Annotated in this window: 21 protein-coding genes; 9 read left to right on the forward strand and 12 right to left on the reverse strand. The window is 71.5% G+C overall.

Annotation, left to right across the window (positions count from 1 at the left end):
• Nucleotides 1–17 precede the first annotated feature (17 nt).
• Nucleotides 18–1,493, reverse strand: a complete 1,476-nt coding sequence (gene glpK / locus AC6EI4_RS13870; RefSeq protein ID WP_498451794.1) for a glycerol kinase GlpK — start codon at nucleotides 1,491–1,493, stop codon at nucleotides 18–20.
• Complete coding sequence (locus tag AC6EI4_RS13875) at nucleotides 1,490–2,356, reverse strand: DUF1028 domain-containing protein (protein ID WP_498451795.1); 867 nt, start codon at nucleotides 2,354–2,356, stop codon at nucleotides 1,490–1,492. Before AC6EI4_RS13875 ends, glpK begins: the two co-directional genes overlap by 4 nt.
• 144 nt (nucleotides 2,357–2,500) lie before the next feature.
• On the opposite strand from AC6EI4_RS13875, the gene AC6EI4_RS13880 reads away from it, so the two are divergent.
• A complete protein-coding gene (locus tag AC6EI4_RS13880) occupies nucleotides 2,501–3,526 on the forward strand; it encodes a 6-phosphofructokinase (protein WP_498421866.1) in 1,026 nt (341 codons plus the stop codon).
• A 98-nt stretch (nucleotides 3,527–3,624) separates the two neighbouring features.
• Here the strand turns inward: AC6EI4_RS13880 and murD are convergent, their stop codons facing one another.
• Together murD and AC6EI4_RS13890 are read right to left on the reverse strand one after the other, a co-directional pair.
• The gene (murD, locus tag AC6EI4_RS13885) at nucleotides 3,625–5,001 is read right to left on the reverse strand and encodes a UDP-N-acetylmuramoyl-L-alanine--D-glutamate ligase (RefSeq protein WP_498451796.1); all 1,377 of its coding nucleotides are present in this window, start codon (nucleotides 4,999–5,001) and stop codon (nucleotides 3,625–3,627) included.
• The gene (locus AC6EI4_RS13890) at nucleotides 4,988–6,349 is read right to left on the reverse strand and encodes a MurL-like N-terminal domain-containing (protein ID WP_498451797.1); all 1,362 of its coding nucleotides are present in this window, start codon (nucleotides 6,347–6,349) and stop codon (nucleotides 4,988–4,990) included. The genes murD and AC6EI4_RS13890 overlap by 14 nt, the downstream gene beginning before the upstream one ends.
• Nucleotides 6,350–6,431: 82 nt before the next feature.
• Here AC6EI4_RS13890 and AC6EI4_RS13895 point away from each other — a divergent pair, with 82 nt between their 5' ends.
• The 4 genes from AC6EI4_RS13895 to AC6EI4_RS13910 all read left to right on the forward strand — a co-directional run bounded on the left by AC6EI4_RS13895 (nucleotide 6,432) and on the right by AC6EI4_RS13910 (nucleotide 10,932).
• The gene (locus tag AC6EI4_RS13895) at nucleotides 6,432–7,898 is read left to right on the forward strand and encodes an APC family permease (RefSeq protein WP_498451798.1); all 1,467 of its coding nucleotides are present in this window, start codon (nucleotides 6,432–6,434) and stop codon (nucleotides 7,896–7,898) included.
• Between the two features lie 74 nt (nucleotides 7,899–7,972).
• Nucleotides 7,973–9,322: a class II 3-deoxy-7-phosphoheptulonate synthase gene (locus tag AC6EI4_RS13900; RefSeq protein ID WP_498451799.1), complete on the forward strand. Its 1,350-nt coding sequence runs from the start codon at nucleotides 7,973–7,975 to the stop codon at nucleotides 9,320–9,322.
• A 9-nt stretch (nucleotides 9,323–9,331) separates the two neighbouring features.
• Nucleotides 9,332–10,345, forward strand: coding sequence for a threonine aldolase family protein (locus AC6EI4_RS13905; RefSeq protein ID WP_498451800.1), 1,014 nt, complete (start codon nucleotides 9,332–9,334; stop codon nucleotides 10,343–10,345).
• Between the two features lie 410 nt (nucleotides 10,346–10,755).
• Nucleotides 10,756–10,932: a hypothetical protein gene (locus AC6EI4_RS13910; protein ID WP_498451801.1), complete on the forward strand. Its 177-nt coding sequence runs from the start codon at nucleotides 10,756–10,758 to the stop codon at nucleotides 10,930–10,932.
• 235 nt (nucleotides 10,933–11,167) lie between these two features.
• Here the strand turns inward: AC6EI4_RS13910 and AC6EI4_RS13915 are convergent, their stop codons facing one another.
• Nucleotides 11,168–11,359 carry a hypothetical protein gene (locus AC6EI4_RS13915; RefSeq protein WP_498421859.1) on the reverse strand — a complete coding sequence of 64 codons (192 nt, stop codon included), beginning with the start codon at nucleotides 11,357–11,359 and terminating at the stop codon, nucleotides 11,168–11,170.
• A 199-nt stretch (nucleotides 11,360–11,558) separates the two neighbouring features.
• Nucleotides 11,559–11,861 carry a hypothetical protein gene (locus tag AC6EI4_RS13920; protein ID WP_498451802.1) on the reverse strand — a complete coding sequence of 101 codons (303 nt, stop codon included), beginning with the start codon at nucleotides 11,859–11,861 and terminating at the stop codon, nucleotides 11,559–11,561.
• 172 nt (nucleotides 11,862–12,033) lie between these two features.
• On the opposite strand from AC6EI4_RS13920, the gene AC6EI4_RS13925 reads away from it, so the two are divergent.
• Together AC6EI4_RS13925 and AC6EI4_RS13930 are read left to right on the forward strand one after the other, a co-directional pair.
• Complete coding sequence (locus AC6EI4_RS13925; protein ID WP_498451803.1) at nucleotides 12,034–12,471, forward strand: hypothetical protein; 438 nt, start codon at nucleotides 12,034–12,036, stop codon at nucleotides 12,469–12,471.
• A 66-nt stretch (nucleotides 12,472–12,537) separates the two neighbouring features.
• Nucleotides 12,538–13,122 (forward strand): hypothetical protein, encoded by a 585-nt coding sequence (locus AC6EI4_RS13930; protein ID WP_498421856.1) that lies wholly within the window; start codon nucleotides 12,538–12,540, stop codon nucleotides 13,120–13,122.
• Between the two features lie 79 nt (nucleotides 13,123–13,201).
• On the opposite strand, the gene AC6EI4_RS13935 is transcribed toward AC6EI4_RS13930, so the two are convergent.
• Nucleotides 13,202–13,990, reverse strand: a complete 789-nt coding sequence (locus AC6EI4_RS13935) for a hypothetical protein (RefSeq protein WP_498451804.1) — start codon at nucleotides 13,988–13,990, stop codon at nucleotides 13,202–13,204.
• 94 nt (nucleotides 13,991–14,084) lie between these two features.
• Between AC6EI4_RS13935 and AC6EI4_RS13940 the strand changes: the two genes are divergently transcribed.
• On the forward strand, nucleotides 14,085–14,711 hold the full coding sequence (locus AC6EI4_RS13940; protein ID WP_498451805.1) for a recombinase family protein: 627 nt from the start codon (nucleotides 14,085–14,087) through the stop codon (nucleotides 14,709–14,711).
• A 209-nt stretch (nucleotides 14,712–14,920) separates the two neighbouring features.
• Here the strand turns inward: AC6EI4_RS13940 and AC6EI4_RS13945 are convergent, their stop codons facing one another.
• Nucleotides 14,921–16,393, reverse strand: coding sequence for an HNH endonuclease signature motif containing protein (locus tag AC6EI4_RS13945; RefSeq protein WP_498451806.1), 1,473 nt, complete (start codon nucleotides 16,391–16,393; stop codon nucleotides 14,921–14,923).
• Between the two features lie 223 nt (nucleotides 16,394–16,616).
• On the opposite strand from AC6EI4_RS13945, the gene arr reads away from it, so the two are divergent.
• Complete coding sequence (gene arr / locus AC6EI4_RS13950) at nucleotides 16,617–17,057, forward strand: NAD(+)--rifampin ADP-ribosyltransferase (RefSeq protein ID WP_498451807.1); 441 nt, start codon at nucleotides 16,617–16,619, stop codon at nucleotides 17,055–17,057.
• A 3-nt stretch (nucleotides 17,058–17,060) separates the two neighbouring features.
• Here arr and AC6EI4_RS13955 read toward each other — a convergent pair whose 3' ends face one another.
• From AC6EI4_RS13955 to AC6EI4_RS13970, 4 genes are all read right to left on the reverse strand, one after another.
• Nucleotides 17,061–17,951: a DMT family transporter gene (locus tag AC6EI4_RS13955; RefSeq protein ID WP_498451808.1), complete on the reverse strand. Its 891-nt coding sequence runs from the start codon at nucleotides 17,949–17,951 to the stop codon at nucleotides 17,061–17,063.
• Complete coding sequence (locus tag AC6EI4_RS13960) at nucleotides 17,948–18,934, reverse strand: deoxyribonuclease IV (protein WP_498451809.1); 987 nt, start codon at nucleotides 18,932–18,934, stop codon at nucleotides 17,948–17,950. Before AC6EI4_RS13960 ends, AC6EI4_RS13955 begins: the two co-directional genes overlap by 4 nt.
• A 97-nt stretch (nucleotides 18,935–19,031) precedes the next feature.
• Nucleotides 19,032–21,038 carry a Stk1 family PASTA domain-containing Ser/Thr kinase gene (pknB, locus tag AC6EI4_RS13965; protein WP_498451810.1) on the reverse strand — a complete coding sequence of 669 codons (2,007 nt, stop codon included), beginning with the start codon at nucleotides 21,036–21,038 and terminating at the stop codon, nucleotides 19,032–19,034.
• Between the two features lie 133 nt (nucleotides 21,039–21,171).
• The gene (locus tag AC6EI4_RS13970) at nucleotides 21,172–21,969 is read right to left on the reverse strand and encodes a lytic transglycosylase (RefSeq protein ID WP_498451811.1); all 798 of its coding nucleotides are present in this window, start codon (nucleotides 21,967–21,969) and stop codon (nucleotides 21,172–21,174) included.
• Between the last annotated feature and the right edge of the window lie 71 nt (nucleotides 21,970–22,040).

Genomic DNA, 22,040 nt, shown 5'->3' on the forward strand with positions numbered 1-22,040 from the left:
GGTGGGCTGAGCCCGGCTCAGCTCAGCTCGGCCCACCCCTTGGACCGCTCGACGGCCTCGCGCCACCGGGCGTGGGCGGCGTCCGCGTCAGCCCGGTCGCCGCTCGGCGCGAAGCTCCGGTCGAGCTGCCAGGTCTCGCGCAGGTCGTCGGTGGAGGACCACACGCCGGTGCCGAGGCCGGCCAGGAACGCCGCCCCCAGCGCCGTGGTGTCGACGATCCGGGGCCGCTCGACGGGCACGCCGAGCTGGTCGGCCTGGATCTGGCAGAGCAGGTCGTTGGCGCTGGCACCGCCGTCGGCGCGCAGCGAGACCAGCCCGGGCATCGTGTCCAGGACGTCGCGGACCTCGAAGGCGATGGCCTCGAGGGTCGCGCGGACCAGGTGCGCCCGGGTGGTGCCCCGGGTGATGCCGAGGATCGTGCCGCGCGCCTGCGGGTCCCAGTGCGGGGCGCCCAGCCCGGTCAGGGCCGGCACGAACACGACGCCCCCGCTGTCGGGCACGGTGGCCGCGACCGCCGCGGTCTCGGCGGCCGAGCCGACGATCTGCAGCCCGTCGCGCAGCCACTGCACGGCCGCGCCGGTGACGAAGATGGCGCCCTCGAGGGCGTAGGTGAGCTTGCCGTCGGGTGCGCGCCAGGCCGCGGTGGTCAGCAGCCCGGCGTCGCTGCGCACCGCGGTGCCGCCGGTGTTGGTGAGGATGAACGACCCGGTGCCGTAGGTGCATTTGGAGTCGCCCTCGTCGAAGCAGGTCTGCCCGAACAGGGCCGCCTGCTGGTCGCCGGCGAGGCCGGCGATCGGGAGGCTGAGGCCGGCGAAGACCCGGGGGTCGCTGGTCGCGATCTCGCCCCAGTTGGGCACCAGCTCCGGCAGCGCGTCGCGCGGCACCCCGAAGAGCTGGCACAGCTCGTCGGACCAGTCGCCGGTGGTCAGGTCGAAGAGCAGGGTGCGGCAGGCGTTGGAGACGTCGGTGACGTGCCAGGTGCCGCGGGTCATCCGGGCGATCAGGTAGGAGTCGACCGTCCCGATCGCGTACCGCCCGGACTCCACCAGGGCCCAGGTGTGCGGCTCGTGCTCGGCCAGCCAGCTCAGCTTGGTGCCGGAGAAGTAGGGGTCGAGCCGCAGCCCGGTCAGCTCGCGGACCCGGTCCTCGTGGCCCGCGTCGCGCAGCCGCACGCAGATGTCGGCGGTGCGCCGGTCCTGCCAGACGATCGCGCGGCGCGGGGACGACAGCGTCTCCCGGTCCCACAGCACGACGGTCTCGCGCTGGTTGGTGATGCCGATCGCCCGCAGGTCGTCGCCGTCGTACGCCGCGAGGACGCTGCGGGTGGCCTCGAGGGTGGCCTGCCAGATCTCCTCGGGGGAGTGCTCCACCCAGCCCGGGCGCGGGAAGTGCTGGGCGAACTCCTGGTAGCCGCGGGCCGCGATGGTGCCGGAGGAGGTGACCACGAGCGCGGTGACGCCGGTGGTGCCGGCGTCGATGGCGAGCACGCTCATCCGCGGGCCCCGTCCTGCCGGCCACCCTGCTGGCTGCCCTGTGCCCCGGCCCGCTCGCGCAGGAGGCCCAGCACCCGACGATCGATCCAGGACCCGGAGGGGGCCACCCGCATCTCGAAGTTCTCGGTGCCCACCCACTCGTGCAGGTCCGCGTGGCCCAGCGCGCGCACCATCGTCTGGATCTCGGCGGCCAGGTCCTCGGTGACCGCGACCTTCTCCTCCTCGCTCGAGGCGGTCAGGAAGAGGTCGTTGAGGTCGAGCAGGCGCTGCAGCTCGGTGCACGGCGCGACATGGTCGTCGACGCGCAGGTCGACCGCGACGTCGTCGAGGCCGCCGTACCCGGCATCCTCGCGGACCACCAGCAGCGCCGCCGACTGCCGCCCGCGCCGGTCCCCGCCGGCCTCGTCGCCGGCCACCAGCGCTGCCATCAGCCTGCGGGCCAGCGGCGCCTCGGGGTCGCTGGACTCGAAGGCCTGCTGCATCGCGGCGACCACCTCGGGACCGGTGAGGATGTTGCCCTGGATGGCGTACCCGTCGCCGACGATCCCGCCGGCCCAGTCGTAGCAGTTGGCCCCGGTGTGCGTGGCGGCCACGCCGTCGAGGTCGACGATGCCGACCTGGCGCTCCTCGCGCAGCTCGTCCTCCTCGAGCAGCCGCTGCAGCGCGACCGGTGCGGTGGCGCCGTCGTCGAGGTGCGCCAGGGCGAGGCCCTTGTAGGCGACGTTGGCGTGCGCCTGGGTGGCGATCGCGCCGATCCCGGCGACCGCGGCCGGCACGGCGCTGCCGACCGCCAGGAACTTCGAGGCCACGGCGACCCCCCAGGACTCACCGTCGGCGGAGCGGGCCACGATCGAGAACGTCATGGCGCTCAGGCTAGTGGCTCGCATCGACCGCGAGGCTGGTGACTCTGGTCATGCGACCTCGGTGCGTTGGTCCCCTCTGTGTCGACCGGCGACGTGGCAGGCTGTTGTCTTGAAGTCCGAATCGACGAGGCAAGAGGAGACACGATGCGCGTAGGTGTGCTGACCGGAGGCGGGGACTGCCCCGGTCTCAACGCGGTGATCCGAGCAGTCGTCCGCAAGGGCGAGACCGTCCACGGCTTCGAGTTCGTGGGCTACCGCAACGGGTGGGCCGGACCGCTGGAGGGGCTGACCATGCCCCTGGCGGTGGAGACCACACACGGGATCCTGCCGCGCGGCGGCACGATCCTCGGCTCGTCGCGGACCAACCCGTTCAAGATCGAGGGCGGCGTCGAGCGGATCAAGGACAACCTCGCCGCGGACGGTGTCGACGCGCTGGTCGCGATCGGTGGCGAGGACACCCTCGGGGTGGCCACCAAGCTCGCCGACCTCGGCGTCAACGTCGTCGGCGTGCCCAAGACGATCGACAACGACCTGTCCGGCACCGACTTCACCTTCGGCTTCGACACGGCGGTGAACATCGCCACCGAGGCGATCGACCGGCTGCACACCACCGCGGAGTCGCACAAGCGGGCCCTCGTCGTCGAGGTGATGGGTCGCCACGCCGGCTGGATCGCCCTGCACTCCGGCATCGCCGGCGGCGCGGCGATCGTGCTGATCCCCGAGCAACCCTTCGACATCGAGTCCGTGTGCGCTCACGTCGAGAGCCGTTTCGAGCACGAGTTCGCACCGATCATCGTGGTCTCCGAGGGCGCCACGCCCAAGGGCGGGGAGATGGCCCTGCAGACCGGCGAGCTCGACGCCTTCGGGCACGTGCGCCTCGGCGGCATCGGCGAGCGGCTCGCGCAGGAGATCGAGAGCCGCACCGGCAAGGAGGCCCGCTCCGTGGTCCTCGGTCACGTCCAGCGCGGCGGCACGCCGACCGCGTTCGACCGCTGGCTGGCCACCCGCCTGGGCCTGGAGGCCGCCGACGCCGTGGCCGAGGGCGACTGGGGCAAGATGATGGCGCTGCACGGCACCAAGATCGCCCGGGTCGACCTGTCGGTGGGCACCGGCGAGCTCAAGCTCGTCCAGCCCGACGACTACGCCGCCGCCGAGGTCTTCTTCGGCTGAGGCTGCGGTGCCGCTCTGACGGCACCGCCTGAGGGACAAGCGCGACTGACGCCGTACCGCCTGGGAGCAGGGGGTACGGCGTCAGTCGTCGTGCGAGGTCAGGCGTCGGCGATCTCGCGGAACCGCGCCGAGCGCGCCGCGTAGTCGCTGAACTCGTCGAAGCTGGTGGCGCCGGGGGAGAGCAGCACCACCCGCGCCGGGTTCTGCTCCGAGCGGGCCCAGGTGGCGGCCGCCTCGAGCCCGGCGAACCCGAGCAGGGTGGGCCCGTCCGGGCGCTGGCCGAGCACCGCCGGCGCGGTCTGGAGCAGCCGGGCTCCGGCGGCGCCGATGCACAGCACCGTGACCGGGGCCGAGCGCTCGGCCAGGTGCTCGAGCAGGGGCGAGAAGTCCAGGCCGCGGTCCTGGCCGCCGAAGACCAGCGCGACGTGGGTGTCGGGCCACGAGCCCAGCGCCGCCACCACCGCCTCGGGGGCGGTGGCGAGCCCGTCGTCGACCCAGACCCGCCCGTCGCTGGAGGGCACCGTCTCCAGGCGGTGCGCCAGCGGCCGGAAGGTGGTGACGGCGGCGAGCGCCTCGGGCTCGCACCCGGGCGGGATCAGCCCCAGGTCGCGGACCAGGAGCAGGGCCATCGCGATGTTCTGCGCGTTGTGGCGACCGGGCAGCGGGAGGTCCCCGGCCGCCAGGGTGCCCACGCCCGGCCACACCACGTCTCCGGCCGCCGAGACGTGCGGCGTCTCGGGCCCGGTCAGCGCGACCCGGGTCCCGGGGCCGGTGTGCTCGGCCACCCGCGCGCACAGCCGCGCGTCGGCGCCGTTGCTCACCACGAGCTCCGGGCCGAAGTCGAGCAGGTGCAGCTTGTCGGCGTAGTAGCGCTCGACCGAGCCGTGCCAGGGGAGGTGCTCGGGGAACAGGGAGGTCACCAGCGCCGCGTGCGGGGACACCGACAGCGACTGCGCCTGGTAGCTGGAGACCTCGACCACCGCCCAGGCCGGGGCCGGCGGCGCGTCGAGGACCGGGACGCCGATGTTGCCGACCAGGGCGCTGGGCACCCCGAGGTGGGCGAGCAGGTGGTGCACCAGGCTGGAGGTGGTGCTCTTGCCCTTGGTGCCGGTCACCGCGATCGTGCGCTCGCGGTTGTCGCTGAGCCAGAGGTCCAGCATGCTCGTCAGCGCCACCCCGCGCTCGGTCAGGGTGCGGTAGAGCTCGGAGGTGGCCGGGATGCCGGGGGACTTCACCACGACCTCGGCGGCCTCGAGCGCCGCCGCGGCCTCGGCGCCGTACGTCGTCGGCAGGCCGGGCTGCGCGTCGTACGCCGGGGCCGGGGGCCGGCCGTCGAGGTGGCTCTCGGGCCGGCTGTCGGGTAGCGCGATGACGGCGTCGATGCCGAGCGCGACCAGGTGGCGCTCGACCGCCCGGCCCTCGGTGCCGTAGCCCCAGATCGCGACCCGGCGCCCGATCAGGTCAGAGAACCGCACGGGCGGCCTTCTCCAGCGCGCCGGAGAGGAAGTGCCGCTCGGAGAACGAGAAGACCTCGGCCATCTCCTCCTCGCTGACCTGCACGTCGCGCAGCACCGGCAGCGCCAGCGTGGGGTGCTCGGCCCAGTCGGGGTGCCGGCGCAGCAGCGCCAGCGCGGCGCGGCACTCCAGCGGCTCGCCGACGCACTCGAACGGCTTGTGGCCCTCGCCCACCGCCAGCAGGTCCAGGAAGCCGGAGAGCTGCGCGGGGTCGGCGAGCAGGTCGGCGCCGAAGATCGCCAGGAGCTTCTCCCGCGGCAGGTACGGCGCGAGGGTGAGGAACACGAAGCGGCACTTGTCGCAGTCGGCGCACCAGGACCGGCGCTTGGACTCGTCGAGGTGGAAGGAGCGGTTGCAGCTGGTGAACACCGGGTGGTAGTCGGTGAGCGTGGCGAAGCGGCGCATGATCGCCAGCTCCGAGAGCGGGCGCAGGAACGACACGTACTCCAGCGGCGTGCCCAGCTCGGCCAGCGCCTCGCGCAGCAGCGACTCGAAGGCCAGGCCCTTGGACCACTGGTGGTTGACCTCGAACCCCTGCCAGGTGAGGTTCCCGTAGGAGGAGGACGCCTCGTTGGAGAACACCACCGCGTCGAGACCCGAGCGCAGCGCGGTCAGGCAGGCGATCACCGAGTTCATCGCGGTGACCGGGACGTGCCCGTTGTGCGCGCCGGCGGCGTTCCACTCGTGCAGCCGGGGGTCCAGGCGCCGCAGCGCGGTGAGCAGCGGCAACCCCGCGGCCTCGGCGGTCCGGGTGATCGGGTCGTAGGTGTTGACCGAGAACAGCCGCACCGAGAGGGGCAGCGAGCGCAACGACTCGATGGTGACGATCGAGTCCTTGCCGCCGCCGACGGCCACCAGCGCGCTGGCCGGCTCCGCGGGCGAGACGGTCTGCCCGGCGGCGCGCGGGGCGGCGCCCGCCCGCTCCGGGGCCTCGATCCGCGGGGTCAGGGCCGCGGGCAGGTCGTTGCGATAGGCGAACTCGCCCAGGCCCTTGCGGACCGTCTCGGCCAGGAACTCCCGCTCGGAGACGGTGAGCCCCGAGGGCACCTCGACGAGCTCCGGGACGACCGTCTTGTAGTAGCTGAGTCCGGCGACCAGCCACAGCCGGCGGGCCAGGGCGCGGAAGACGTCCTCATCGACGTCCGGGCTGGGCGGGCCGGGCAGGGTGACGACCTCGACGAAGTCGGCTGACTCGGCACCGTCGGTGATCCGGTAGTGGAGCTCGACGCGGGAGAGGTCCGCGGAGATCACGAGATCCTCGTAGACGAACCGCAGGGCGGAGGGCGAGGCGCTCAGGAGTTGCTGCACTCTGGCCAGTATAGGTCCGCCAGAGTTGGGAACGCTGCGGAGACGGGCCCTCGACCGGCGGGCCTAGGAACCGGAGGCCGAGATGGACCCGACAGCACAGGTGCAGCCCACCGCATCCGACGACGGCGCACCGGAGGAGCTCACCCGAGCGCTCGGCCCCAAGTTGTTGCTGCTCTTCATCGTCGGTGACGTGCTGGGCGCCGGCGTGTACGCCGTGACGGGGCAGATGGCCGGCATCGTCGGCGGCGTGGTGTGGCTGCCGTTCCTGGTCGCGTTCATCGTGGCCACGCTCACCGCGATGTCCTACCTGGAGCTGGTCACCAAGTACCCCCAGGCCGCGGGCGCTGCGCTCTACGCCCACAAGGCCTTCGGCCTGCACTTCGTGACGTTCCTGGTCGCGTTCGCGGTGATCTGCTCAGGCATCACCAGCGCCTCGACGTCCTCCAACGTGCTGGCGCAGAACCTGATCGGCGGCCTCGAGGGCGCCGGCTGGGAGACCGGGCTGGACCCGACGGGCACCGGCGCCATGCTGGTGGCGATGGCCTTCATGGTCCTGCTCGCGCTGATCAACCTGCGCGGGGTGGGGGAGTCGGTGAAGTTCAACGTGGTGCTCACCCTGGTGGAGATGACCGCGCTGGGCATCGTCATCGGGGTCGGGTTCTGGGCGATGACCCAGGGCGACGGGGACCTCAGCCGGATCACGATGTTCGAGTCGCCCGAGGACAAGGGGATGTTCCTCGCGGTGACCGCGGCGACCTCCGTGGCGTTCTTCGCGATGGTGGGCTTCGAGGACTCGGTCAACATGGTCGAGGAGACCCAGAATCCTGAGCGGATCTTCCCCAAGATGATGTTCACCGGCCTGGGCATCGCGGTGATCTTCTACATGCTGGTCGCGGTGGCGGTGGTGGCGGTGCTCACCCCCTCCGAGCTCGCCACCATCAACGAGTCCGAGGGCCGGGCGCTGCTGGAGGTCGTCAGCAAGGGCGCCCCCGACTTCCCGATCGACAAGGTCTTCCCGTTCCTCGCGGTGTTCGCGGTCGCCAACACCGCGCTGATCAACATGCTGATGGCCAGCCGGCTGCTCTACGGGATGGCCCGCCAGGACGTGCTGCCCCGCTCGCTGGGACGGATCTCGCACCGCTCCCGCGCGCCGTACGTCGCGATCATCTTCAGCACGCTGCTCGCCGTCGGCCTGATCTGGTACGTCTCCTCCGACCCCGACAGCACGGTGGTGAGCAGCCTCGCCGGCACCACCTCGCTGCTGCTGCTGGGCGTGTTCACGATCGTCAACGTGTCCTGCATGGTGCTGCGCCGCCGCGACCCGGATGCCCGGGGCACCTTCACCTCGCCCGGCCCCACCCCGGTGGTGGCCGGCCTGCTGTGCCTGTTCCTGCTGGGGCCGTGGGTCGACCGGGCCACGATCGAGTACCAGATCGCGGCCGTGCTGATCGGGATCGGCGTGGCGCTGTGGCTGCTCACCTGGCTCACCAACCGGGGGGTGCGCGCCAAGAAGACGGGCTTCCGCGACATCGACCACCTCTCGCAGTGACGACAGCGGCGAGCGGGCCGGTGCGGGCGCGGACGGATTCGGGCGGCGTGGCCGGGGCCGCGTAAACTTCCCGGGTGACCTTCCCCGACCTCGCCGACCTGCACGCTTTCGGCCCGGCCCAGCAGCCCAGCTACCCCGACGCCGGTGCCGTCGACGCCGCGGTCGCCAAGCTGCGCACCTTCCCGCCGCTGGTCTTCGCCGGCGAGTGCGACGAGCTGACCGAGAAGATCGCGGCGGTCACCCGCGGCGAGGCGTTCCTGCTCCAGGGCGGCGACTGCGCCGAGACGTTCGCCGGCGTGACGGCCGACAACGTGCGCAACAAGCTGCGGGTGCTGCTGCAGATGGCGGTGGTGCTGACCTACGCCGCCTCGGTGCCGGTGGTGAAGGTCGGCCGGCTCGCCGGCCAGTACGCCAAGCCCCGCTCCTCCGACAGCGAGACCCGCAACGGGGTCACGCTGCCCGCCTACCGCGGCGACGCGGTGAACGGCTTCGAGTTCACGCCGGAGTCGCGGATCCCCGACCCGCAGCGGCTGGTGGACGTCTACCACGCCTCCGCGGCCACGCTGAACCTGGTGCGCGCCTTCGTCACCGGCGGCTACGCCGACCTGCGCCAGGTGCACACCTGGAACACCGACTTCGTGCGCGAGTCGCCGGCCGGGCAGCGCTACGAGGCGATCGCCAACGAGATCGAGCGGGCGCTCAACTTCATCCAGGCGATCGGCGCCGACCCGGCCGAGTTCCACCGGGTCGACTTCCACTCCAGCCACGAGGCGCTGCTGCTGGAGTACGAACACGCGATGACGCGCATCGACTCGCGCACCCACGAGCCGTACGACGTGTCGGGGCACTTCGTCTGGATCGGCGAGCGCACCCGGCAGCTCGACGGGGCGCACGTGGAGATGCTCAGCCGGATCAAGAACCCGATCGGCGTGAAGCTCGGTCCCACCACCACCGCCGACGACGCGATCGCGCTGGCCGCCAAGCTGAACCCCGACAACATCCCCGGGCGACTCACCTTCATCACCCGCTTCGGCGCCGGCAAGATCCGCGACGGGCTCCCGCCGCTGATCGAGAAGGTGACCGCCGCCGGCATCGCCGTGGCCTGGGTCTGCGACCCGATGCACGGCAACACCTTCGAGGCCAGCTCGGGCTACAAGACCCGCCGCTTCGAGGACGTCATCGAGGAGGTCCAGGGCTTCTTCGACGTGCACCGCTCGCTCGGCACCTGGCCCGGCGGCATCCACGTGGAGCTGACCGGCGACGACGTCACCGAGTGCGTGGGCGGCGGCGAGGACCTGCTCGAGATGGACCTCGGCAACCGCTACGAGTCGGTCTGCGACCCGCGCCTGAACCGGGTGCAGTCGCTCGAGCTGGCCTTCCTGGTCGCCGAGATGCTGCGTGCGGCCGGGCCGCGCACGGCCTGATACCGACCGATGGCTGACGTCGTAGACCTGCGCTCGGACACGCTCACCCGTCCCACCGAGCAGATGCGCCGCGCGATGGCGCACGCCGAGGTCGGCGACGACGTGTACGGCGAGGACCCGACCGTGCGCGCGCTGGAGGAGCGGGTCGCGGGCCTGCTGGGCCACGAGGCGGCGCTGTTCACCCCGACCGGCTCGATGGCCAACGTGCTCGCCGTACGCACCGTGGTCGGGGTGGGCCAGGAGGTGCTCTGCGAGTCCTCGGCCCACATCGCCCGCGCCGAGCTCGGCGCCCACGCGGCGTACACCGGGCTGACCATGCGGACCTGGACCGCCGAGCGCGGCCAGGTCGACCTGGCCGCGGTGCGCCGGCTCTACGCCCCCGACATGGGTCCGTTCTTCGTGCCCACCGCCGCGGTCTCGGTGGAGAACACGCACAACTTCGCCGGGGGCGCGGTGCTGCCCCTGGAGGACCTGCGAGCCCTGCGCGCCTGGGCAGACGAGGTCGGCACCCGCATCCACATGGACGGCGCCCGGATCTGGAACGCCCACGTCGCCACCGGGACGCCGCTCGAGCAGTACGGCGCGGTGGCCGACGTGATGGCCGTGTGCCTGTCGAAGGGGCTGGGCGCGCCGGTGGGCTCGCTGGTCGTCGGCAGCGCCGAGGCGATCGCCGAGTCGCGGATCTGGCGCAAGCGGATGGGCGGCGGGATGCGTCAGGTCGGCATCCTCGCCGCCGCCGGCCTGCACGCCCTGGACCATCAGCTGGAGCGGCTTGCCGACGACCACGCGCACGCCCGGCTGCTGGCCGAGGCGTGCGGTGTCGACCCCGCCGGCGTGGACACCAACATCGTGGTCGTGGAGCGCCGCGATGCCGCCGAGGCCGCCGCGCTGGTGGCCGCCGCTGCGGCTGAGGGCGTCCGGGTGGCGACGGTGGGACCGACCACGGTGCGCCTGGTCACCCACCTCGACGTCAGCCGGGCCGACGCCGAGCGTGCCGCCGCGGTGCTCGCCCGGCTCGTCTGAGCCCGGCCTCGGCTGAGCCCGGCCTCGGCTGAGCCCGGCTCAGCGCAGCCGGCGCGCGATCTCCTCGGCTTCGGCCATCGAGGCGACCTCGACCATCTGGAAGCCCCGGGTGCCGCCTGGTGTGCCTATCACCCTCTCGAGGGTCCACGACCCCGGGGCTTGGACAACCCCCGAAATCGATCGTTTTCGGTGCGGACCTGGTGGCTCCAACGAAAACCCCCTTCACAACGTGGCACCGATTCCTGTCAGCCGAAACACCGGGAGGTTTCGGTTGCGACTTTCGGGAGGCAGATCTCCGTTTGTGGGCTATCGACAGTCGGTGAGGCACCATGCGGGGCATGAGATCCGTTGGTCGAGGGCTTGTGGCGTTCTCCGCCTGGGCTGGGCGGGTGCGCCCCAGGTATCTAATCGTGGGCGTCGTGCTCGTCAGTGTTGTTGCCTTGCTGGGCCTCCTAGGTTGGGAGATGCCGGCCGCGATCTTGTGGTCGGTGGTTGTGTTCCTGTCGGCCTTCTACGCGCTGCCGGCGCTGGTAGCAGCCGCCCAGGGGTTCCGGGAAGGACTCAAGGGCACTAAGCCGCAGCGCTGAATGCGTCAGCAGGCGAACCGACGCCCACGAGTTCGTCTCGGGTGGCCGAGGTGGTGTCGACGGGCCGGGATGGCCTTCCCATCATCGGGCGGACTGCAGGTCTCTCGTGGGAGTCGCCGCTCGTGAATGGTCGACCACAATTGGTCGGTTCTGAACGTCGCGAGTCCCCGAGGCCTTCCGTAGCTGCCGCCGACATCACGAGGCCGGAGCCCCGCCGCGCGCATGAGGGACGTGCTCAGAGCGTGTCGTCGCCGTCGCTGCCCTCGGAAGGAGCGAAGAGGGCAACCCAGGGCTTGACGAAGATGATGGCTACAGGGATGCACGGGCCCGTTATCCAGATCGCCGCTGCGGCAGTGGTGTGGCCCATGACTGCGACCACCGTCCCAGCCAGAGTTGTAGCGGCTAGGAAGCTCACCGCGAAGAGCATGGCGCGCCCTTCTGATGGGTTTCGACGCCGGCGACTCATATGTGGGATGCCTCGCTCGCTGGGGGCGGTGTTCGGTTCGCCGCTTGGGGTGCTTTCCAGTCTCCATGGTGCTCGTCGCGCCAGGAGCCGCGGGGCTCGATGGCTCCGCTGCTTCGCGGCGTTACGGACGTTCGGGGCGCGGCATGAGCGAGCGGAAGTGTCAGCCGACGGGGTCGATGAAGATCGCGATCAGGGTGCTCGGCAGCGCGAACACGGCGGTCGGGACCAGGATGGTCAGGGTCGTGTAATGAGCAGCCCATCCGAGCACTCGGCCGGCGCGAGATGTGGAAGGGTCCGTTCGCTGCCGGATACGTCTGGCCATCAGAAACGAGCCAGCCAGCAGCGTCGGCGTGGCCAGGGTGAGGGCTACGTATGCCCAGTCAATCGTCCCCGAGGCCGATTCGGTGTCACCTGACCAGGCCCAGACAAGAGCGCCGAGCAGGACGATTTGAGCCAGAGCCATAGGCATGCTCTGAGATGCGGCTCGACGCTCATCGCTCCCTGGCATGACCGAAGTCTGACGGGTGAATGCGTGCTTCGCCGAGTACGTCCGGACCAGTGAGTCGACGCGCGGGTTTCGCCAGACAGTGCGTTTTGTGTGAGGTGTCCGCTTCACCGTGCCAGGATCCGATGCCATGACTTCTTGGCGGGACGCAGCCTCCCCATCGGTCCAGGACGACCTCGACGGTCTACTCAACGTCGTACTGCCACTTGCGGAGGAGTTGCTCGGAAAGAACGGTGAGTTCTATCCGTTCGGGGGTTCTGTATCGAGCAAGGGTGAGTCGTCGCTGACCGCTGCCGATCCGGGGCTGGGGGAGCACCCCGCCTCTGATGAGGTATTGGGGCTGCTCTATGGCGCAGCGAGGGCCAATGCTGATGCCGCTCGAGCAGTGGCGTTCGTCGCAGACGTCCGGGCCAACGGTTCCGATGCGGTTCGAGTGGAACTTGAGCATCAAGAAGGGGCGGCGTTGGTCGTGCTGCTGCCCTACACGCGGAGCAGGTTCAAGAAGACACTGTCCTTTGGACAGATGAGCGCCGCGGAAAGCGAGCCCGAGGTCTGGATTGCTCCCTAGCGCGTCTTCGCGCAGGCAGCGAGCACGGCCGCTCGACCAGCGGCATGTGAGTGCGTTCTGTCCGGCATGATCGCCGACATGGAAGATCTTGTTGCTCGGGCTCTTGAGCGCCTGCAGGCAGCCAGTGTGCGGCTTGACCCAGGGTTGTCCGACGCCGAAGTCTCGCGGATCGAAGACCAGTTCAACTTCACCTTCGGCCCCGAACACCGTCAGTTGCTTCAGTCGGCTCTGCCAGCAGGTGAGCCCTCGTGGCCCGACTGGCGCAACGGATCACCGGAGAACCTGCGGGGCCGACTCAACTGGCCGATCGACGGCGTGGTCTTCGATGTGCACAACAACGCGTTCTGGCCCTCATCGTGGGGCGAACGTCCTGACGACCACGCCGAGAAAGAGCGCCACGCACGTGCCCATCTGGCTCGTGTTCCCCGATTGGTGCCGATCTTCTCCCATCGGTACCTGACGGTCGACCCTGAGTACCGACCCAGCCCTGTCTTCTCGGTGCACCAGGCCGACGTCATCTACTACGGCGACGACCTCCTTGACTACGTGGCCCACGAGTTCAAGGTCCCGCCCCTGCACCCGTCACCGGATCGCGCCCACGTCCCGTTCTGGTCAGATCTGGCTGAAGGCGCGGAGAGCCAAGACCTGTAGGACCCGCCCGCTCATCGACAGATGAGTGTGCTCGCGGGCTGTAGGGGGCGCGCTGGTTACGTGAGGTGCTCAGTGGTTCTCAGAGCTCTGTTGTTTCGATAGGCAGTGGGGAGCGTGTAGCCGCGGGATAGGTGACCGGGGGCCAAGGGCGCAGGGCGTCGGCATCGAAGGCGTCCACCTTGCCCCAGTCGCTGACCAGCCGGGTCTGCCAGCCGTCCGGTCGCTCGATGGTCGTTTCGTCCGCCCACCTCGACTCTTTGGACGATCGATTGAACTTTGGCAGAGAGTTCGCGGGGCTCCTCACCGCGCGGGTGAATCCTAGGGCGTGTCCCGACTTGGCGTCGGCTACCTCGAAGCACAGTTCGCCCCACCCCTCGTCGGTGATCCGCGCTACCGGGCGGGCCCGGCGCGTGCGCTGGGGATTGGTCTTCCATGGACCGGCCATGTCGAAGGACAGGTGGTGATCGAGGGTGTGCTGTCGTGCCTGCCGGAGGGCGTCTTGGGGCCATCCGCGCTCTTGTCCGATCCGCTGCATGGCGGTGTCTACGACCTCGAGGACGAGGCGTGCCCGGTCGGCTGGACTCATGTCAGCGACGCTGGGAGGCACGAGCACGCCGATGGTCTCGTCACCGGCTGGGTGGAGGCCGAGGCGAAGCTCGACCTTGGAGGTGAGCTCCGCCGGCTGAACTATGAACATCTGCACTGCTGATCGTCGGGCCTCGATGCCGAAGGTTGCTAGGGCCTCGCTGTATCGCTCGGTAACCCGTCGTGAGGTGCGCGCGAACGCATCCTCCGCGGGGGTGTCGCCCCATTGCCCGTCGACGGGGCCGCCATTGGGCCAAAACCAGACGTACTTCAACTTCGCCACGGTCTGCATCTTGCCTTGGCCCGAGGGCGGCCGGCCAAGGCATCCGAGGGTCAGGCCCCGGAGACAGACACGGCTGCGGTGAAAGTTCTGTGGAATGCCTACAACGACGCGCAACCGATCGTTTTCGGTTGGCCTCGGTGACCCGGTCGACGACCCGGTTCGACACGCCCAGGTGCGTCAACCGAAACTCTCAACCGAAACTGATTTGTGCCGGAACCGCGGCAGTACCGTTTTCGGGACGATCAACGAGGTTGGGGGAGTGGTGGGCGCTGTCGGGTATGCGGGGGTCTCGACCCGCGAGCGGGATCCTGCGGCACAGGCACCCGAGCTAGCTGCAGCTGGTGCCGTTCGGGTGTTCGTCGACCACGGCGAGTCCAGGCGGCTACCGGACCGGCCGCAGTGGGTCGTATGCCTGGGGTACATGCGGGCGGGGGACACCCTGGTCGTACGCGCGCTGGACCGACTCGCCGGCACCACGACGATGGCGATCGAGACGATCAACGAGCTCCACGAGCGCAGCGTGAACATCAAGTCCCTCACCGAGCCCGACATCGACACCGCCACCCCGATGGGACGTGCGCTGTTCGGGACCGTGGCCGTGTTCGCGCAGCTGCGTGTCGACACCATCCGGGAGAACGCCAGGCGAGGCTTGGAGCATCCTCGACCTGAGGGGCGTGTGGGTCCACGAGCGCGAGCGCAGGGGCCTGGAGGAGCACGCTGAGCGTCAGGAGGGCTCTGACGCCTGAGCCGCTCGTGGCGGTCTGCTCGGTGGGGTGCTGCGGTTGGGCGTGCGGATCTCGCGGGCGGTCCACCTGAGCACAACGCCGCGGTGGTCGGACCACTCGCCAGGCTGTGCGGGGCAGCGGACGCTGCGGAGGTGGGGCGCTGACTCAGGCGGCGGTCTCCGAGGGCTTTCCAGGCGCCGTGGCGCTATTCCCGGCGTGGTCGGTGGCGGGTCCAGTCGGGCGGCGCCGGGGCCGGGCAGTCGGTGTGTGGGCTGTCGTGCTCGTGGCTGTGGTGGGGCCGTCTGCGGGGTGGGGGTGGCTGGAACTCGGGTAGTCGGTCGTGGGCGTTGAGCCGGACCTGCCAGGGGCTGTGGTGCAGCGTGCGGTGGTGGTGGCCGCAGACCAGCACCAGGTTGTCCAGTGACGTGGCGCCGCCGTCGGCCCAGTGGGTGAGGTGGTGGGCGTGGCACATCACCGGGGGTCGGGTGCAGGCCGGGAACGCACAGTGCCGGTCGCGAACGACGAGCGCGCGCCACAGTGCCGGGGTGACCAGACGATGGGCGCGGCCCACGTCGAGTTGTTCACCTGGTCCGCCGAGGGCGACGGGGATCAGGTCGGCGTCGCAGGCCAGCCGTCGTGCGGTGGCCGCGGACAGGGTGAGGCCCTCATCGGTGACCCCCAGCCCCGAGGCCAGGTCATCAGGCAACGCCGCACCGAGCAGCGACCAGTCGATGCCACCGTCGCCGCTGGCAGGCGCCTGCCGGTCCAGGCACCCGGTCAGGGCGGTGTAGTCGATAGTGACGGTGACCCGCGGCCGGGCGCCGTGCGACTCCGGTGCCTGGTCGGTGTCCAGGGCGTGTTGGGCGGTCTGGATCAGCGCATCCCACAACCGCGCGCCGTGATCACGCGGATCCAGGACCTCCCCGGCACACCCCTCGTCGGGGTCGTCGCTCAACGCAGGCTGCGGCTTCGTCAACGGCAGCAGCGCGGCCTTGAGGACCGCGGCGTCCTCGACCGACCCGCGGCCCTTGAGGCGGATCCCGCCGGCGCCGTCGTCGACCAGGGACAGGAACCGGTCCAGGTGCGCGGCCCGCTCGGCGCGGTCCAGGGCCTTCTCCAGGTCGCGTTCGGTGCGTTCGGGGTCGACGACGTGGATCAGGTGGCGCGCGGCCTTGTTCAGCTCGGAGGCATCCAGGCGCTCGGCCTCGCCCAGCAACAGCGCCTCGGCCTCCGCCCGCAGCCGCGGGTTGCTGGGCAGTTGCTCGACCGCGTCCACGATCACCCCGGCCTGCTCGGGTGAGACCCGGCCCGCGCGCAGCGCGGCCAACGTCGCCTGCCGGTCGCCGCACAGCAACCCGGCGTGATCGACCGCCCGCTTGCCCTGCGCACGGCGCAGCCCACCCAGGTGGGTGAACCAGTCGCCGGTGGAGGCCCAGGCACGGTCGGTCTTGGCCGCGGCGCGGGCGTGGATCTCGGCCAGCATCTCGGCTTCGACCGCCGCCAGGTGCGCGCGGAGCCCCTCCAGCGCACCGACGCCGTCCAGCAGCTCCTCGGAGGTCCGGCTTGCCCACAGCACCGAGTCCAACCCCGCTAGGGCCTCCTCGGCGCGGGAGACCACCGCGACCGCGCCACCAGCTGCACCGTCACCGGTGCCGTCGGGGCCGAGTGTGATCTCCATGACACCCACTCAAGCAGCGACCACCGACAGTCCTGGCCGCTGACGCGACCCGAGCCCAAATCTGTGGACAACTAAATTTCCGCGCCTGGCGCCCGGGCCCGCTGGCCTCGCCTGCACTCTCCGAGCGCGCCTACGAAGACGGTCACCGGTTCACGACCGTGCCCGCAGCGTGATGCCGTCCAGCCCCTGGGCAGAAACCTCAGGGATCGGTGATCATGGCGAGGTGAGCGAACACGGCGACGCCACGCGGCCGCTGTCCGGTCCCGAGGACCCGGGACCGTTCTTCCACGGCACGAAGGCCGACCTGCGGCCCGGAGATCTGCTGGAGCCGGGGTTCAACTCCAACTTCGGGCAGCGTCAGCGGGCGAACTTCATCTACCTGACGGCCACCCTGGACGCCGCCACCTGGGGCGCCGAGCTGGCGGCCGGCGACGGGCCTGGGCGGATCTACCGGGTGGAGCCGACCGGGCCCTTCGAGGACGATCCGAACCTCACGGACAAGAAGTTCCCGGGGAACCCGACCCGTTCCTACCGCACGCGTGAGCCGCTGCGCGTCGTCGGGGAGGTCCTCGACTGGGAGCCGCACCCGCCCGCCGTGCTCCGGCAGATGCGCGAGCGCCTCGTGGAGCTCGAGCGCCAGGGCGTCGAAGCGATCAACGAGTGAGGCTCACACGGCGATGTGCGGGACCTCGGCCTCGATGCGTCGACGCGGCACCAGCTCGGTCACCAGCATCGCGGTCAGCACCAGTGCCCCGCCGAGCAGCATCCGCAGGGTCAGCGAGTCGTTGCCGAACCCGATCGCGAAGAAGGCCGCGAAGACCGGCTCCATGCTCATGATGATCGCGGCGCGGGTGGGGGAGAGGTGGCCCTGGGCCCAGGTCTGCCCGAGCAGGGCGAGGGCACCGGCGACCAGGGCCATGTAGACGATGGAGGCCCAGTCGCCCGGCGACTCGGGCAGTACGACGCCGTCGGGCGCCGTGGCGACGAGACAGACCACGGCGATCACCACGATCTGCAGGATCGACATCCCCAGCGCCTCCCCGGGCCGCGACCAGGCGCCCAGGCCGACGATGTGCAGGGCGTAGAGGACGGCCGAGAGCAGGGTGATCGCCTCGCCGTAGCCGACCGCGAGGCCGTCGAGGGTGAGCACGCCCAGACCGAGCGCCGCCAGCGCCACCGCGCCCCAGGTCAGCCCCGTGATCCGGGTGCGCAGCAGGAGCGCGGCGAGCAGCGGGGTGCACACGACGTACATGCCGGTGATGAAGCCCGACACGCTGGCCGAGGTGTGCGCGAGCCCGGCGGTCTGCAGGATCTGGGCCAGGCCGTAGACCAGCCCGAGCACCAAGGCGCCGCGTCGTGACGCGGGGGAGAGCCGCGCGATCGCCCGCGGCGCGACCAGCAGCATGGCGAGCGCCGCGATGGCGAACCGCACCGCGAGGAAGTCCAGCGTGGGGATCCGGTCGAGCAGGTCCTCGATCAGGAAGAACGTCGAGCCCCACGACGCCGTGATCGCCAGCAGGGCGAAGGTGGCGAGCAGCGAGGTCCGGCGAGCGCTCACTCGTGGGTGACGGCCGACCCCGCCGCCTCGAGGCGCAGCTGGCGCAGCAGCGCCATGTCCGGGTCGTCGGCGTCACGCGAGCCGGGGGTCTCCAGCACGAAGGGGACGCCGGCCGTGGCCGGGTGCGCGAAGAGCTCGCGGAAGGCGTCGACGCCGATGTGTCCCTGGCCGATCTTCTGGTGGCGGTCCTTGAAGGCGCCGCGCACGTCCATCGAGTCGTTGGCGTGGATCAGCCGCAGCCGGTCCGGCCCGCCGATCTCCACGATCCGGTCGACGACGGCGCTCGCGCCACCCGGCTCGTCGAGCGCCGCTCCGGCGGCGAACACGTGGCAGGTGTCCAGGCAGATGCCGGCGCGCGGGTGGTCGTCGAGCGCGGCGAGGTACGGCGTGAGGTCCTCGACCCCGGCGCACAGCGAGCGGCCCTGCCCCGCGGTCGGCTCGAGCAGGAGCCACGGTGCGGAGTCCGGATCGCCCGCGTCGAGCTCCTCGAGCAGCGGCAGCAGGCCGTCGCGGACCTGGCGCATCGCGGCGGCGTAGCGTGCCGCGCTCTGGTCGGCGTCGTCGGAGGGGTCGACGAACGACCCGGTGTGCACCACCACGCCCTCGGCTCCCATCCGCGCGGCGCGGCGCAGGTTGTGGGCCACGACGGCCACCGACTTCTCGTAGGTCGCGGGCGTGGGGGAGCCGAGGTTCACCAGGTACGGCGAGTGGACGAAGGCGCGGATGCCGCGCTCGGCACACGCGGCGCGGAAGCGTTCGTCCTCCTCGGCCCGGCCGGCCGACAGCGCCCAGCCGCGGGGGTTGCCGACGAAGACCTGGATGGTCTCGGCGCCGATCTGCTCGGCCGACGCGAGCGCCCCGGCGACCAGTCCCTTGCCGACCTGGACGTGGGTGCCGACCGGGTTGCGCCGGGCCAGATCGGGTGCCGGGGCGGCAGCTCCCGCAGTGAGGTCGGGGACGGTCAGGACGGGTGCGACGGACATGGCAGAAGGGTAGGCGAGCGAGGTCGGGGCCTCGCCTCCCGGACCCGGTGCCCGCATCCTGCCTCAGCTCAGGTAGAGCCTCAGATCACCCAGCGCCTCAGATCACCCAGAGGATGATCGTGCTGCCCTTGGCGACCTTGTCGCCCGAGCCGGGCGAGACCCGGAAGACGTAGCCCAGGCCGAGGTAGTCGGTGTGGTCGCGGACGTCCACCTCGAAGCCGAGCCCCTCCAGCTTCTCGCGGGCGTCCTCGATCCCGCTGGCCACCAGGCCGCCGGGGACCTCGACCATCTCGGGGCCCTCGGAGACCACCAGGGTGACGGTGTCGCCGCCGTAGAGGGTGCCGGAGTCGGGGGACTGCGAGATGACGTCGCCCTCGGCCACGTCGTCGGAGTTCTCCTTGCTCTGCTCGACCTCGAGGTTCTTGGCCTCGAACCAGGCCAGCGCCTTGGCCGCCTCCTTGCCGGTCCAGTCGCGGAGCTTGATCGGGCGCTGGCCCTTGCTGACGACCAGGCTGACCGCGATGCCGGGCTTGAGGCTGGTGCCCGCCTTGGGGTCGCTGCTCAGCACCGTCCCTGCGGGGACCGTCTCGTGGTAGCGCTCGACCCTGCGGCCGACGTCGAGGTTGGTCTTCTCGAGCGCCTGCTCGGCGCGGCGCTCGGTCATCCCACGCAGCTTGGGCACCTGGTAGCGCTCCTTGCCCAGCGAGAGGGTCAGGGTGACGACGTCGCCGTCCAGCGCCTTGTCGCCGGCGCCCGGGTCCGCGGCGAGCACCAGGTCGGCGGGGACCGTCTCGGAGTAGGCGCCCTCGCCCACCCTCGCCTCGAGCCCGGCGGCCTCGAGTCGCTGGACGGCCTTGGCCTCGCTCAGCCCGATCACCCCGGGGACCGGGGTGTAGCGGGCCACGGCGTACCACCAGGCGCCCGCCCCGGCCGTCGCGACGAGCAGTACGACCAGCAGCAGGATGACGGGGCGGCGCCGGCGCCGGGGGCGGGGCGGACGGTGGTCGAGCTCCACCACGCTGGTGTGCTCGCGGTCGTCGTCGGGGGCGGGAAGCATCGCGGCGGCGGCGGTGGGGTGGCTCGGGGCGGTCCGCGCCCTGCTCGGCTCGGGCAGCGGCACCGCGGCACGGTCGAACGCGTCGGGGGCGGTGTCGTGGAACGCCTGGTCGTCGGGGGAGATCAGCACCCGGCGGGGCCGCAGGTCGGCGGTCAGGTCGTCGTCGTCCAGGACGCCGTCGGCCAGGGCCTGGGCGACCCGGCGGACCTGGTGCAGCAGCACCGAGGCGTCGGTGGGCCGCTGGTCGCGGTCGCGGGCGGTGGCGCGGGCGACCAGCGCGTCGACGTACGCCGGCAGGCCGGGCACCAGCAGGGAGGGCGCGGGGATGTCCTCGTGGACGTGCTTGTAGGCGACCTGGATCGGCGACTCGCCCTCGTGCGGCTTGCGGCCGGTGAGCAGCTCGTAGAGCACCACCCCGGCGGCGTAGACGTCGGCGCGGGCGTCGGCCCGCCCGTCCACGACCAGCTCGGGGGCCAGGTAGGAGACGGTGCCGATCAGAACGCCACCGGTGGCGGTGTGCTGGGTGTCGGCGCTGACCGCCTTGGCCAGGCCGAAGTCGGCGACCTTGATCCGGCCGTCGTCGGCGATCAGCACGTTCTCGGGCTTGATGTCGCGGTGGATCAGCCCCGAGCCGTGCGCCGCGGCCAGCGCGGAGAGCACCGGCTCCAGCAGCGCCAGCGCCCGCGCGGGAGGCATCGGCGCCTCCTTGCGGATGACGTCGCGCAGGGTGTGCCCGGCGACGAGCTCCATCACCAGGTAGACCGACCCGGCGTCCTCGCCCTGGTCGTAGACCCCGACCACGTTGACGTGCGAGAGCCGTGCCGCGGCGCGCGCCTCGCGGACGAAGCGGGCCACGAAGTCGTGGTCGTCGCCCATCCCCGGGTGCATCACCTTGACCGCCACCACGCGGTCCAGGCGGGTGTCGGTGGCCTCGTACACGCTGGCCATGCCGCCGCGCGCGATGCGACTGCCGATCCGGTAGCGACCGTCCAGCAGTCGCCCGGTCAGCGGGTCGCCGGCGTCCCCGCCGGGGCGGGGTGGGCGCATGCGCTGAGCGGCACCGTGGTCCACGGGGAGTCCTCCGTCTGCCGGATGGGGAAGGATCCGACAGCCAATCGTACGGACGACTGGCGCGAACAGCCGGTTCGGCGGGCCTCTCCGGCGTGGCGTGGGCGCCCGCTCAGGCGGGCGGCAGGCCCTGGCTCAGCCGGCGGTGGATCGCCGCCACGTTCGCCACGTAGCCGCGGGTCTCGCGGTAGAGCCCGTGCTCGCGGACCGCGCCGAGCCCCTGGTAGTAGGCGGCCAACTGGTGGCGGCGGGAGTCGGTGAGGCCGTCGAGCACCCGCAGCAGCCACACACCCGCGGTCACGTTGTCGTCGAGGTGGTGCGGGTTCAGCGAGCGCCCGGCGTACAGCTCCATCCAGGTCGCGGTGTCGGGCAGGACCTGCATGGCGCCGATCGCGTTCGCCGACGAGACGCGGTCCATCTGCCAGCCCGACTCCTGCCAGGAGACGGCCAGCGCGAGGTGGGGGTCGACGCCGAGCCGGCGGGCCTCGGCGGTGATCGCGCGACGTACCTGCTCCCGGCTCACCTTCCCGGCTCCGCCGCCGCGGGCGCTCGGGGTCTGGCGGGCGGCGGGCTCGGGGCGCGTCGAGCGCTGGTGGGACCGCTTCTGGGAACGGTCCTTGCGGGCCGCGGCCACCACCACCGGGACCCGCACCTGCTGGCCCACCCGCAGGGTCGCCTCGGAGCCCAGGTGGTTGAGGTCCACCAGCTCCGCGGTCCAGGCGTGGTAGCGCACCGCGAGACCGGTGGCGGTGTCGCCGGGCTGCACGGTGTGGACGACGATGCGGCGCCCGGGCGGCAGCGGGTCGTGGGCGGCGGCGGTCACCGCCAGCGGGCCGGCGAGCAGCGCGCCGGCCAGCAGCGGAGCCACCGCGGGTCTGAGCAGACGCGGGCGGGGGAGGCGGGAGAGCAAGCGGGGGAACGTGCGGGGAAACGTGCGGGGCGTCGTCATGGTGACCGGATCCCTTCCGTCGGTCAGGCGCG

This window comes from Nocardioides sp. Z43_10 (assembly GCF_059766615.1).